7 protein-coding genes are annotated in these 14428 nt (G+C 34.5%); 2 read left to right on the plus strand and 5 right to left on the minus strand.

The features are described from left to right. Positions 1–236: 236 nt before the first annotated feature. From BC781_RS22170 to BC781_RS22185, 4 genes are all read right to left on the minus strand, one after another. Positions 237–1274: a serine hydrolase domain-containing protein gene (locus BC781_RS22170; protein WP_109622090.1), complete on the minus strand. Its 1038-nt coding sequence runs from the start codon at positions 1272–1274 to the stop codon at positions 237–239. A gap of 104 nt (positions 1275–1378) precedes the next feature. Continuing rightward, on the minus strand, positions 1379–1894 hold the full coding sequence (locus tag BC781_RS22175) for a hypothetical protein (RefSeq protein WP_109622093.1): 516 nt from the start codon (positions 1892–1894) through the stop codon (positions 1379–1381). A gap of 299 nt (positions 1895–2193) precedes the next feature. Then, positions 2194–3969, minus strand: coding sequence for an arylsulfatase (locus BC781_RS22180; protein WP_109622095.1), 1776 nt, complete (start codon positions 3967–3969; stop codon positions 2194–2196). A gap of 8 nt (positions 3970–3977) precedes the next feature. Then, complete coding sequence (locus BC781_RS22185) at positions 3978–6368, minus strand: glycoside hydrolase family 3 N-terminal domain-containing protein (RefSeq protein WP_109622097.1); 2391 nt, start codon at positions 6366–6368, stop codon at positions 3978–3980. Positions 6369–6859: 491 nt separating this feature from the next. Between BC781_RS22185 and BC781_RS22190 the strand changes: the two genes are divergently transcribed. Next, complete coding sequence (locus tag BC781_RS22190; protein WP_158281557.1) at positions 6860–9457, plus strand: VPS10 domain-containing protein; 2598 nt, start codon at positions 6860–6862, stop codon at positions 9455–9457. Between the two features lie 24 nt (positions 9458–9481). Beyond that, on the plus strand, positions 9482–11884 hold the full coding sequence (locus BC781_RS22195) for a sulfatase-like hydrolase/transferase (RefSeq protein WP_109622101.1): 2403 nt from the start codon (positions 9482–9484) through the stop codon (positions 11882–11884). A gap of 178 nt (positions 11885–12062) precedes the next feature. Here BC781_RS22195 and BC781_RS22200 read toward each other — a convergent pair whose 3' ends face one another. Then, positions 12063–14123: a right-handed parallel beta-helix repeat-containing protein gene (locus tag BC781_RS22200; RefSeq protein ID WP_109622103.1), complete on the minus strand. Its 2061-nt coding sequence runs from the start codon at positions 14121–14123 to the stop codon at positions 12063–12065. Positions 14124–14428 lie beyond the last annotated feature (305 nt).

Here is a 14428-nt window from a genome sequence, read left to right on the forward strand (position 1 = left end):
GAATGATAAGTGATAGACACCTAAAGAAAAACCTATAACAATGGTATAAATAGCATATATTTTAGTGCTAAAAATATATAGCTTAGAACAAGCTTTAAAAATTTTACTAAATATCATATTAAACTAAAAAATAACTTATTGATACTTCATTCATTTCTGATGAATCGATAAAAGTGATTAATCTACATAAAAAAAAATTAAACGAAATATAGGTAGTAATATTCTACTATTCATCCTCAAAGGTTTTCTTGGTCTTGTCTTCGAATTATATCTACAATACGATTAATTGTAATTTCTGATAAGTTCCACTCATAGCCATTAAAATCAGTAGTATTAATAAATTGGACAACCACGGCATCGATATCTTTATGATATTCAGCTAAACTTTGATAACCAATAACTAAACCTCCATGGTCATAGACATAAGGATAGATTTTTTGTTCTTCCTCATCTAATAATGATCCATCGTTTAAAGCTCGTAAAAATCTACCTACATCTTCTGCTGTAGCTAACATTCCATATTCATTAGCTTTAAAGTCTTCGTTGTATCCGACATAATATCCACTCATTACATCATCTAAATTGACCTCACTAAGCGAAAAAAATGTGTTATTTAGTTTGAGAGGAACTAATATTTTCTCTTTGATATATTGTTGATGACTATAGCCTAAAACTTGATCGATAATCTTTCGAAGCAATAAATAATTGGTATTTGAATATTCATATCCTTCATCAGGAGCAAAACTAGCAGGTAGATCAAGGGCAAAATCAAGTGCATTTTTACCATTTTCCTGTTCGTTTTCCCAATACAAAGGATTATCAGTGAAATTCGGAATACCTGACCTATGCTGTACCATCATCTTTAATGTGATTTTGTCAGCATTTTCAATTCTATCAATAAGGTTTGGGAAGTAGTCAGCAAGGGTTTCATCAAGTGAAAGTTGCTCATCTTTCACTAATTTAGTGATCGCAACAGCTGCATATAATTTACTAATACTTGCAATCTTGAATAATGATTTCGGATCAGCGGGAATTTTATTATCTCTGTCTTTCCAACCTCCTGTATAATACATAGGTGACTTCCCTGCTTCATCTACATACACAATCATTCCATCAAATCCATGTCCAATAGCTTCATTTACTTGTTCTTGAACGGTATTTGGTAATGGAAGAATCCAAGCTTTTACCAAAATCCATGGAACAAACCAAAGAGAACCTAAAGATGAAGCTATGAATAAAATTCTGAATATTTGTTTGAAGTGTTTCTTTTTCATGTTAATCAAAAAAATGTGTAGTCTAAAACGAATAGTGTTAGATGGGATAAGTATCTTTTATTGTATTTTGGTTCAAATTTAAGGAATTATTCAAAAAGGAATTTTTAGAATTTAACTCGTGTGTTTAAACCCTTTTTAACTGAGAATTTATTTATGTAAGGATACCTATTTAGTATAGTTTTTAATTCTTCTTTTGTTGATTTATTCCTTATTAAAATTTCAAGATCATATTTCATACCTGTTCTATCACTTATTTTAATATAGTTTTTATTACCCCAAAAAGTATTGGTTTTCCAACCACCATAACCCAAATAAAGGAGCTCAATGCTGATGATATCTTCTGCTGCTAAAGTTGTACAGGTGTCGTTTTGAATAAACTCTATTTTTTCAGTTGATAAATTAAAATCACCTATCTTTTTGGGTTTTATAATTCTATGAATGAATAAGACATAAATTCCTAAAAAATAAATTACAAGAAAGAATAATTTGAGAGATGTATTTTGATCTTCTTCATTTGTTAAAAAAATGTAGTAAGAAGAAATAATATAGAGTATGGCAGTAGTTATAATAATTGGTTTACTAAGTATTCTAGACTTGACAATTTTTGTTTTAAAAAACATCTTAAAGTTGACTTTAGATTTCTATTTTGCTGTTATTCTTTATCTAATTAATCATCATAATTCTTAGACTTGAACCATGATCATAAATTTTTCAAGAATTAGAGTAATCTTATGTGTAAGATAAATAGTTATAATCAACTTATAAAGTTTATGATAAAACATATAAAAGCAGGGTAAGGGGGATAACCATAAATTTTGTGGGTGATGAGCAAATCAAATATAATTAGCTCATCATCTTATAGAGGGTTTTGAAGAAGTTGAAAGCTAGAGAGGTCAGTGGGATATTCAGTTAAATACATTTATATTTCTGCATCATCATAGCTGATGTAGGTATAATAAACACCATACGTTTCTCCATCTTCAATAAAATCATTGGAGAATAAAGTTTTCCCTTTTTCAAGATATACTCTGAAAGAAACTGCATACTGATTTTCTAGAATTTCTTTTTCAATGATCTGATTCGCAATGCGAATTCTTACTTTTTCAGGATGAATATTCTTGTAAGAATAGTGTGGATTTAGATTATTTGTTGGGCTTCCTAAGATTGGTGCTGCAAGTTCTTTTGGCCATCTACTGCATGAGATTAGGTAATAGCCTTCTTTTTCTATTTCTAAAGAATGTGTATTGTTTTTATTTTTTACCCCTTTGGCTACTTGTTCACATTTCCAGATACCTACATCTTCCCCTATTGCGTGTTGGATTGTAAGCTTTACTTCTTTTTGAGCTTTGTTTCCAATGATTGCAGTTGATAGTTCGTTGTAGACTGTGTGTTTTTTACTTGATTCAATGAACGAGGCATTTTGAGAAAGTAGGTCATTCACCAGTTCTCTATGTTCTTTTACAATATTATTTTTCTGTAAAGGGTCTTTAGAAGTATCATACAGTTCTTTCCCATTGATCAAGCGCCATTGATTTTGCAAGACACAGCTTTGAGCTAAATCATGTGGCGGTCGCCAATCTTGACGGTGATGAATAAAGATACTTCGTTCATCTAAATTCTCTTTTTTATCTCTCAAAATAGGAGAGAGGTCAACCCCATCAGTTTGATATTTATCGGAGAGATCAATACCACAAAGACTAGCAAGAGTAGGTAGAAGATCAACATGGGCTGATAGAAAGTCTTGGTCTTTCCCTCCTTGAATTTTACCATCTTTCCACTGAATAAAAAATGGGACTCTATGTCCTCCTTCAGCTTTACTTCCTTTTATCCCTCTGAAACCTTTATTATAGCCCAGTTTTCCATCTTTGCTGTATCCGAAGCGAGTACCATTATCACTCATGAAAATGAAAATAGTATTATCAGTTAGTTTTTTTTCAGCCAAAAATTGACGGAGTTTACCAAAGTTCTCATCAATATTGGCAATCATTCCATAAAGGTTAGCACTGATGATTTCACTACCTTCCAGATGTTTGTAAGGAGCAGCATATTTTTCATCAACAATTAGAGGGTCATGGGGTGCGTTTAGAGCTAAATAGATAAAGAACGGATTGTCTTCCTGTTTTTCTATAAACTTCATACTCTCTTCAAACCAAACATCTGTGCAATAGCCTTGAAATTGTTTAGCTTCATTATTGACATAATAAACATCATCGAAATAACTGTTTCCCCAATAATCTGAAAGTTCGCCAATACCGCCAGCAAGATGATGAATAGCGAAATTGAAACCAGAATCGGTGGGTCTGACAGGATAATTATCTCCTAAATGCCATTTTCCGAAAAGGGCTGTGGTATAACCATTTTCTTGAAATAGATTGGCAATAGTAGGTGTGTTTTTTGATAGTGCATCTCTTCCTTTAAATGTAGCCCAAGCACCATTATTGATTGGGTATTTACCAGTCATTATTGCTGCCCTTGTTGGCGTGCAAAGTGGGCTTACATGGAAATCTGTAAGACGAACAGACTCTTCATAAAATGTGTCTATATTTGGTGTTTTTAACCAAGGATTTCCATGACAGCCCAAGTCTCCAATACCTTGGTCATCGGTAAGTATAAGAATGACATTAGGTTTTGATTGAGACTTGCTTTCAACCATAAAGCTCAATAATATTATACAAAGGAAGAGAGACTTTTTCATAGTAATCTTTAAAGCTCTTTATTATTGATTTGACTTTCAGCGAAAAATACTTCTCTACCATTTTCTAAGAAATGTTCTTCACCTTTTAGTAAGATTTTCCCTTCCAATCTTATATCCGTAGATGAAGCACCAAACTTAAGTGAATATTCACCGCCTTCTATAACCCATTTATTATTCTTGAATTGGGCTAACTGTTGTGGGGATATTTTAAAACTTAAAGACTTTGTTTCACCAGCTTTCAGATTCACTCGTTTGAAACCTTTTAGTTGAATTGGTTTCATCGTTGAGTTTTTCTCTAAAGGTGAGATATAAAGTTGAACAATTTCTGTTCCCTCTCTTTTTCCAGTATTTTTGATAGAACAGCTAACGGTAAAATTTTCATCATCTAAGTTTGCTTCCTCTTGAATTTTAAAATCATTGTATTCGAAAGAGGTATAAGAAAGACCAAAACCAAAAGGATACTGAGGCTGATCATCAGACACGTAACCATCTTTATAATTGATTTCTTTCTTTTCTTGTGTTCTTGGATAGCTTACACATAGTTTTCCTGAAGGATTAACCTTACCTAATAAAATGTCTGCTACAGCATTTCCACCTTCTTCTCCAGGAAACCAAGCATTCACAATGGCCGCACAACGCTTTTCTATATTGCTAATAACTTGCTGACGTCCTCCAAAAAGTACCAAGACTACAGGTTTACCTGTGTCAAGTAATTTTTCAACAAAAGCTTCTTGTTCACCTGGTAAACCAATTCCTTTACGCCATCTACCCTCACCGTTTAGGTAAATGTTTTCTCCAACAGCTGCTATGATAACATCACTCTTTTTTGCCAGCTTGGTCGCATTTTGTAAGTCGGGTTGTGGCAGTCCCTCAATCGAAATCAATTTCAATTTACTAAGACGGTCATCGCCAAATCCATCCGCATCAATCTGAGCTTCTAGTGGGGCACTCCAATCACAACCTCTCTCATGATATAATTTCACATTTTTCGGAAGCTTATTTTCTAAGCCCTCTTTGAGTGTCACCAAATGTGGATTTTTAGCATCAAACAGTTCACTTTTCCAAAAGGCTCTGATCGCTTGATAGGTATAATCTCCCAATAAAGAATGAGCAGTAGCAGCATTCGGCCCAACTAATGCGATTTTCTTTACATCACTTTTTAAGGGTAAAATTCCATTGTTTTTCAGTAACACAACTGACTGACTAGCTGTTTCGTAAGACAATTTTCGATTTTCTTGAGAATCAAAATCCAAATCTCCATCCACACCAATTTGAGGTTTATCATCTAAAAGTCCCAAACGTACTTTCATTGTCAGTGATCGTCGAACAGCTTGATCTATATCTTCTTTGGTAACTAAGCCTTTTTCTAAAGCTTCTACCAAAAAAGGATAAGTCATAGGGGAGGACAACTCAATATCTACACCTGCACTAAGTGCCATTGCTCCAGCTGTCATCTGATTTTGAGCTCTTTTGTATTTTTTATAAACCATATTGATCGCACCATAATCACTCACCACTAAACCATCAAAACCAAGTTCTTTTCTCAAAATATGATCTAGCATGGTTGGGTTAACCGTAACTGGCAAAGCCCTATAAACTCCATAAGATGGCATAACACTTTTTGCTCCCCCTACTTTTATACATGCTTCATGCGGCATCAAGTATTCTTCGTAAAGTTCTTTGGTAGAATTGTTCTTCGTACCGTATCCTGCAAAATGCTTAACTGTTGCTGCAACTCCCGTTTTTAGGTCATTCCCTTGTAATCCTTTTACAAAAGCAACTCCCATACTTGAGGTTAAATAAGCATCTTCACCATAGCTTTCTTGGTGTCTGTTCCAATGTGCTGTTCTACTGATATCGAGCATAGGAGAAAGTGCAAAAGTTGCTCCTGCTTCTCTCATATTTCTAGCGGTAGATGCTGTGTTCTTTTCGACCAATTCTGGGTTCCATGTACAACCTACTCCAAGTTGTTGAGGAAAAGTGGTAGCACCTAAAGTCGCAAAACCTGTTATAGCTTCTTCGTGAAAAATGGCAGGGATTTTCAATCTAGTTTCTGTCATCAGATAGTTTTGAACCTCTCTTACCAAATCCCTCAAATCTTCCGGTTCTAAGCTTTGTCCTGTTGAAAATTGACAGAAATGCCCAATTCCATAAGGGATATGTTGCTTGCATTTTTCTAGATCAAGTTTTCCATCGGTCATTATTTCTCTCAACCTTGTACCTGTGATTTGAGCAATTTTTTCTTCAATGCTCATGTCATTCAGAATAGCTTCTACTTTCTGTTCAGTCTCTGAGTTTGTAAATGATTTTTGGGCGGAAGTTTGATGAAAAAGTCCGATGAAACACAGAATAAGATTGAAGTATTTGAGTGTTAGATTTAGAGGTTTATATGTTTTCATGTGAATGGTTATAGTATGTTGAAATCCGTTTTTGAATATGATGCTTTAAGTTTTAGAAAGTGTCAAATCGTTGATTACATTCTCTTTATACTTTATTGAATTTTGATAAGTTGAAAAAGAACATTTATTTCTAAAAATGAAAGATTTAGCTAGGTAGGCAAGAGGTACAGATGCTTGTTAATAGGAGGGAGGATTTATTTTCCCTTCGCATTTTTATAGTTTTCTACCTTAAGTCAATCGAGAGTAGTATAGCTTACACTTAAGAAAGATTTGATCGTACTTAAATCATAAGATGTCGTGAAATATATTATTCTTCTTTTTAGCTTTTATGTCATACCGACTCTGAGTTATGCACAAATAGATAAAGCATTTTTTAGACAATTAGAAAAAGGAAAGTCAATTCAGATTCTCTTATTGTTTGGAGGCAGTTTGGCCCTGGAAATGCAGGATATGCCAATTTATTGCGCTATCATCCTACGTTGCCCAATGTCGTGGCCACTTGTCCAGATATGTGGAATGCCTATCAGTCAGAAAATAATGGAAACAGTTGGTATGGTATAACCGACCCAGATGGCGATGCGAGCTTTTACCATTTACGAGACCTTTATTATTCGGTAAGTGATGCCAGCTTTGGATTAGCTATTTCTTCTTCAGAATTATGGAAAACAGAAAATCTAGGTAAGAATTGGGAAGTTGTTCCGAACTGTCCTTGGTATAAAATTGATGAAGACGGAGGAGATGTAGACCGATGGAAAAAGAAAGTGGCAACATTAGCTATTGATCCTAATGATAAAGATGTTTGGTATGTTGCTGGCGGCATGAATGTCAGAGGACAAGATTGGCTCTCATGTTATAAAGGAGTGACAGCAGAAAACCCACATGGCAAAGAAGCCTTAAATGAGGGGAAAATTTGGCGAACCAAAAATGCTGGAAAATCATGGACTCTAATTTCAAATGGATTACCCCCGAAAGCTCAAGTAGGTCGGATTATTGTCAATCCAAACAACTCAAAACAAATTTTTGCTGCATCAAATTACGGTATTTACCGTTCTGACAATGCGGGTAAAAAATGGCAACATATCTCAAAAGGTCAGTTGGACAATGATATTATCATGGATATGGATGCCTATTACAATGAGCGAACAGCTAAGTTTATTATTTATGCAATTGACCAGACTCAATATGTAGCTCATGGAAATACAACGAAATGCACTGGAGGTGTTTTTTATTCTGAAAATGCGGGGAAAACATGGCAGAAAATTAATGGAAACCTTGGTTTAGATATTAATCAATTATCGGGTGGAGTACCTAATAATTACTTTAAATACATCTCAAAATGGATGGGGATTTCATTGAAGGAAGCGAAAGAAAGATACCCTGTTTTACCTAAAAATGCACTTCAACGTTTCAATATGATTAGTGCTGACCCAAGTAGAGAAAAAGCCATATATTTGGGCTTTGCAGACCCTCAAATTGGAAATTCGATTTTGCCTGGTCGACTTTGGGTCACTGAAAATCATGGAAAAACTTGGACCAATACAGCAAGACTTTATGGCGACAGTTGGGAAAAAGATAAAGATTATTGGACGGCAAGAAACAATCCATATCATGAAAATATGGTAGTAGGGCATTACTCAAGACATATGCGATTTGGTAATGATTATGCGCTCCGTTCCATGCGTGGGCTAGATGTAGGTGTAGATGGCAGTGTTATGATTATCTCAGATCATAGTACCATGTTGAGTACCGACCATGGCCAAACTTGGCATCAAGTAGATGAAGAAATTACTGAAAAAGGAGGAATTGTGGGGAAAGGAAATAGTAATCTTCCAGGCTTAACAATTGCACAAGATCGACGCTTTGACACAACGCTTTTTGGTTCTGGAGAACACCATCTATGGATTCCGACAGGGGAAAGAAAAAATGGAGTACCAGCTATCCGATTTGTAGAAAGTACACAACCAACAGTAAGTAATATTGTGTTTGACCCTTATGACGGCAAAACAGTATTTGCGACTTCTAACAGACAGGAGCACAAGCATGAAATATTTAGGAGTATAGATGGAGGAGAGAACTGGGAAGCATATGGAATTTCTACACCCGCAACCAAAAAATGGAAAGACGATTTCTATACCAATGGCTTAACAATTGACCCAATCAATAATCAGTATATGTATTTTGGGATTACAAGAATTGTGAATCCGAAAAAAGCCAAACAAGGAGGTTTCTTCTTTTCCGATGATTATGGTAAAACATTCAAACCAAGAAATAATGGTTTACCTTCCCCAGCAAGAATAAATGATGTAAAATTTGATCCTAGAGATTTGTCAAAAAAATCCTTATTTATAGCAGCTCAGAAAAATACAAAAAAATATTTTATGCCCCTTTCTGAAGGCGGTTTATACTATTCTTCTGATCGAGGCTTAAATTGGGAAAAGGTAAATACACCAAAAGAGGTGGAAGGGGTTCAATTTATCGAATTCGATCATACCAACAGAATGTATATAACAACAGGTCATTTTAGTGGTGGTGCAGGTGTTTGGTACACAGATGATTTTGGTAAGACATGGCAACAAATCTTTGATTTTGCAGGAACAGAATGTATTAATGTTTCTCCTTTCGACACGAACCTATTAGTGGTCTCAGTTAGGTTTGCCAATCAAAACCAAGGGGTTTATGTTAGTAGAGATAGAGGGAAAACATGGTCTAAAAACAATACAAACGTAACAATACCGCATCAGATAGAAGATGTGAAGTTTGATATTTTCGATGTCAATAAAATTTGGTTAGCTACAAAAGGTTGTGGCTTTTATGAAGGAAAAATACAAGAAGGTAAGTCCGTACAAGTACTGGATGCATTCCCAAATGTAGCAGAACTTAAGGATGGAGAGTCTGTTCAGTTTACTGCAAAGATATTATTTGATAAAGTACAAAAAGAGAATTTAGTATGGAAGTCTGAAAATCCAGCTATCGCTAAAGTTGATGAAGGCGGAAAAGTCATTCCTGTCGGAAAAGGTCAAACCAAAATATGGTTGAGTACAAAAGATGGCAGATATACCGATTTTAGTATTGTTACTGTACACCCATAAATAGTCATCAAAGAAATAAAGCTTATGAAACAACTAAAGAAGTTATTTCTGACCCTACTATTTTTTGGATGGAAGGTGCTGTCTCTATTCGGACAAGATGGGAATCAACCAAATATTTTATGGATTATAACAGATGACCAACGAGCGGATGCTTTATCATGCTACAATCAAGCTATGAGTGGTAAAGCAGATAGCCCTTTAGGTTATGTGATGTCTCCAAATATTGATGCTTTGGCAGAAGAAGGCGTACTTTTTACAAACTCATTTTGTACTACTCCTGCTTGTGCTCCTTCGAGGGCCGCAATGCACTCGGGGCAGTATGCACACCACTCTGGAATTTATGGTTTTGAATATCATCATGACGGTCCCGATTTTGTAGAAAAAACTATCCCCCAAGTACTCAAGTCGGTAGGTTATCATACTGCCCGGTTTGGTAAACTAGGAGTAAGGGCATCACATATGAATGTAAATGGAGAAAAAGAAGATAATGATTTTTATTCTTTTGAAGTAGATGTAAAAGATTTACAAAAAGCAGGGTATACAGATTATTATCCACATACTTATTTCGACAATGGAAGAGTAGGGAAGAAGGCGGAGTGGTTCTATCCTGATGGAACGATGCGCTCTTACTGGATAGATCGGGAAGATGGAATCATGCCTGAGGGTAATGAAGCAGCAAAGCAAGCTATTGTAGAAGATCAAGAGCTTATTTTTTCTTATACTCGTAGCAATGAATCCCTCATTTTGAGTGGTGTTAGTTCTCAGCCCGCTTCTATGACTGCAGATGCTCGTATCACGCAAGCTTTCCAAAATTATTTATCCAATGCAAATCAGACCTACAAAACAATGGATGGTCGTACTTTAGAGGGAGCAAACAGTGCGAAACCTCAGTTTATCAATTTAGGATATCAATTTCCACATACACCTGTATTGCCCCCAAAGTCATTCAGAGATCGGTTTAAAGGAAAAACATATAAAGTACCTACATTTTCGGAAGCAGAATTGGAAAAATTACCCAACCAACTTCTCAGAATGTACAATGAGCTCAAAATACATCCGATGACTGATGAAGAGAAGCAATTACTCATTCAAGACTATTATGCTTTTTGTGCTTTCGGAGATTCCTTGATAGGTGAAGCTGTTACGGCTTTTAAAGAATATAGCATTCAGAACCAGCAAGAATATTTGATTGTCATTGCCTGTGGTGATCATGGTTGGCATTTGGGTGAACAAGGAATTAGTGCAAAGTTTACTCCTTATACGCAATCAAATAAAACAGCAATAATTGTGGTTTCTTCCAATAAAGAGAAATTTCCAAGCCATACGGTAGTGTCAGATTATTTGGAATACGTAGATTTTGCTCCAACTTTTTATGCAAGTGCAGGTATTGACATCAAAGAAAATACCTATAACTATTTGGATGGTTATGACCTTGAAGAAGTGATAAATGGTACAAAGCCCGCTCGCGGATATGTTTTGGGTGAACAAAATCATTTGGGAGGAGACCGAGCTTATTTGCGTTCGGAAAATTTTGCTTTTTCGATGAAAGCAAGAAAGAAGTCAAACAAGCCGAAAGAAGGTGAGTTGAACACACTTGTAACATGGCCACTGACTTGTAGTCGGGAAGATGCAGAATTAGCATTATTTGATCTTCGTGTAGATAAAGGTGAACACAACAATGTAGCTTATGATGAAGCTTACATTGAATTGGCAGATTGGTTCCGAAATAAACTTGGCAATATTGTTCTAGGTGATGGGCGGATAGAATGTGACTGGAATAAATCAAACTTGTGGAACAGAAGTAATTTTGCAGAAGGTGCCGATGACAAGGTTCTTGATATTCCTAAAGAATTTATTCCAGAAATTGAGACCGTTTTAATTCCATTAGATAGTGTGTCGATTTCTTCCTATGAAATTGAATTAGAAGAAGGTTCTTCTCAATTTATCCCTATCACTTTTGTACCATTTAATGCATCAGAAAAAGAGCTTGAATGGTCTTCCCAAGACATTACGATTGTGAGTGTTCAAGAAGGTGTTATTACAGCTGTAAAAGAAGGCGAAACAATAGTGACACTTTCTTTAGCTTCGGACCCTAATTTTTCAATAGAAATATCCGTAAGTGTATTCGCTTTAGAGGAAATTGAAGAAGAAGAGGAAGAGTCCAAAATCACAAGTATGGAAGAAAGTATGAATTCCTCAATTTTTAAGGTATTTCCAAACCCTAGTAGTGCGCTAATTCAATTTTCGTCTGAAATTCCACTTCAAGAAGTTCTTATTTTGAATACTGTGGGAGAAAAAGTAAAACAGATAAAAATGTTAGGGCAAGAGAAAATAAATATTGAGGATTTAGCATCAGGTATTTACATTTTGAGAGCTGTTTTTGAAGGTGGCAAAATTTCGAATCGTCAACTTCTAATTATAGAATAACGCTTTGGATACTCGCTATAATTGAATTATTCAGATCGTGTATTTAATTAAGTAGGAGAGGAGTTATTTAGTTTCTATGTATAATTTGTGATACAGATTAAACTCGGATATAAAATTAGTAACCCCTTCAATTTGAGTAAACTAAATTGAAGGGGTTATTCATCAAAGGGGAATGTTATTATTTAGCTAACTGATTCTCTTTAACTTGATCATGTTGCTGAAAGACTTTAGTCCAATCTTTGATTTTAGCATTTGGAACAATAGCTCCAATTATGTCTTTCTTAATAGGATTACCAAAGAAATCTTTTGTGACTTCTAGTCCTCCAAAGTAAATCCCAGATGCTGTTGAATCAGATGACAATTTCGGAATTGGTTCTCCTGAATATATTAGCTTTTTATTTGTAGGAATAAAGTCTGCAGCCTCAGAACCAGTTTCATTTTTAAAATTTGGATTATCTCCTCTTGCATTTTCATCCCAATATCCATCTGCTAAAGCTGTATTTACCTTACTGTATTTATCTATGCCATCAGCATTATAAAGTCTATAAATGTTGTTTCGCATGATTAATTCCATTCTAGCTAATTCACCTTCATTCATAGATCTTGAAGTGGCAGGGTAGGAGTCTCCAAAACCTTTTTCTGATTTTGTATTTTTTGGTGCATCGGAGATTTTGAAATCAAATGCGGCATCATAAGGAGCATTATCTTTCCAACGGTGCATTGACCACCCTTTATTTGCTTTCTCTTCAAACCAAAAAATATTATTCATCATCACAAGTCCTTCATTGGATGTTGAGATATTAAAAATATTTGGATTTTTGTAAGGAGCATTACCTTCAATGGTATTTATAATTGTATTGTTATAGATATAGGTTTGGTATGGTCCTTTATATTGTTTCTCATGATTATGCCCATTTACTGTTACTATACAACCAGGTGTGCCTACTTTGCCCCAAAACTTTTGTTTTGGATCTTTGATATTTCTCCATCCATCATTGATACTCACATTGAATCGGTAGGAACAATTGTAGTTTAATCCTAAAATTTCAATGAAACCACCAGCATTGTATCTACTTAAGCAATTTTGAATGACTACATTACGACAATTAAAGTCTATATGTGCACCGCATGAATCGGCAATTCCTTGAGCGCCTTCAAAAATGTTATGTTCAAACAAAAAGTTATGTAGTCCCCAAGTCCACATACCACTTCCTCGACCCCACTTTCTTTTATCATTTCTATTACCGGATTCAGTTATTCGACAGAATTTCATATGGCTATTATTACATCTGTTAAACTGCATACCAGGACCGCCACTTCTATAAATAGTACAATACTCAATCTTTACATTATTTACATTACCCTGTAATGAGCCATCAATTTTTCCTGCACCTTTAAAGCGAATTCCCATTTGGCTGACATTACTTACATTTACATGTTGAATTGTAACATTATGTAAACCTTTTCCATTCTTAAGGACTTGCCCAAAAATTCCCCACCCCCAACCAGCACCATCATTCATGTGCCATTGACGACATGCTCTAGATTTTTGTACTGGATTTAAAAGGAAGACATCTTTTATATCGACATTATAAATAAACAAATTCTCCATTAAACTGAAATTATGAGAATCATCTGATTGTATGCGAATAGCATAGCGTTGATCTATATTTTTCTCACTCTCCCTTAGCATGAATGTCTCATTATTTGGACCTCCATTCCCAGTGAATTTTAAATCAGTTATTGATACATTTGAAGTATTTTGTATCCAGACTCCAGCAGGGTAGCCTCTAAAATCAATCACAGCTTTGCCTTTACCATAACTACCAATATGGATTCTCTTATTGCTTTTCTTTTCAGTATTAAGGTTTATAAGTTCAATAGTTCCAATATGAATTTGTTGTCCTTTCAATAATATTTGATCACCAAAAGTAATGTTTAATCGTACAATTTGTTCTAAACTTTTAATCGCCATTTCTTTAGATAATCCATTATTGGAATCAGAACCATTTTCATTATCTACATATATTGTTCTTGTATATTTTGTTTTGGATTTATACTTTATTTGATCATTTGTATGTGGTTTTTTAAATATAAAATCATTTGGTGTTACTGGGATTTCTTCGTTGATGTCATAACTAGAATTTTCTTTTTCTAATTCGTCTAGTTGTATTTGTGCAGTCACAAAATTTAAATTACAAAACATCAATACGATAAAATATACTACAAATGTTCTCATCAGTTTCTAATATTAGTTTTAAATAAATTTACATCCAATTGATAATCCAACTAGAAAGAGATTCTAATAAATACGGGTGGTGAACATTCATAAAAAATAAAATACATATTGTAGTTTAACAGTAATGGAAATAATATAAATATATATGAAAGAGTAAAATCTAACAGTAATGAAATTTTCAATTTCTAATACTAGTAATGATGACTTGTGTACATTTGTACATCTAGTATTGTATTTGTAAATTTAGGAAGCTGAATACTATTATTATTTCAACATACTATAGAGCAAATGCAATTAACTGATTT

The organism is Sediminitomix flava (assembly GCF_003149185.1).
GTDB classification, from domain to species: Bacteria; Bacteroidota; Bacteroidia; order Cytophagales; family Flammeovirgaceae; genus Sediminitomix; species Sediminitomix flava.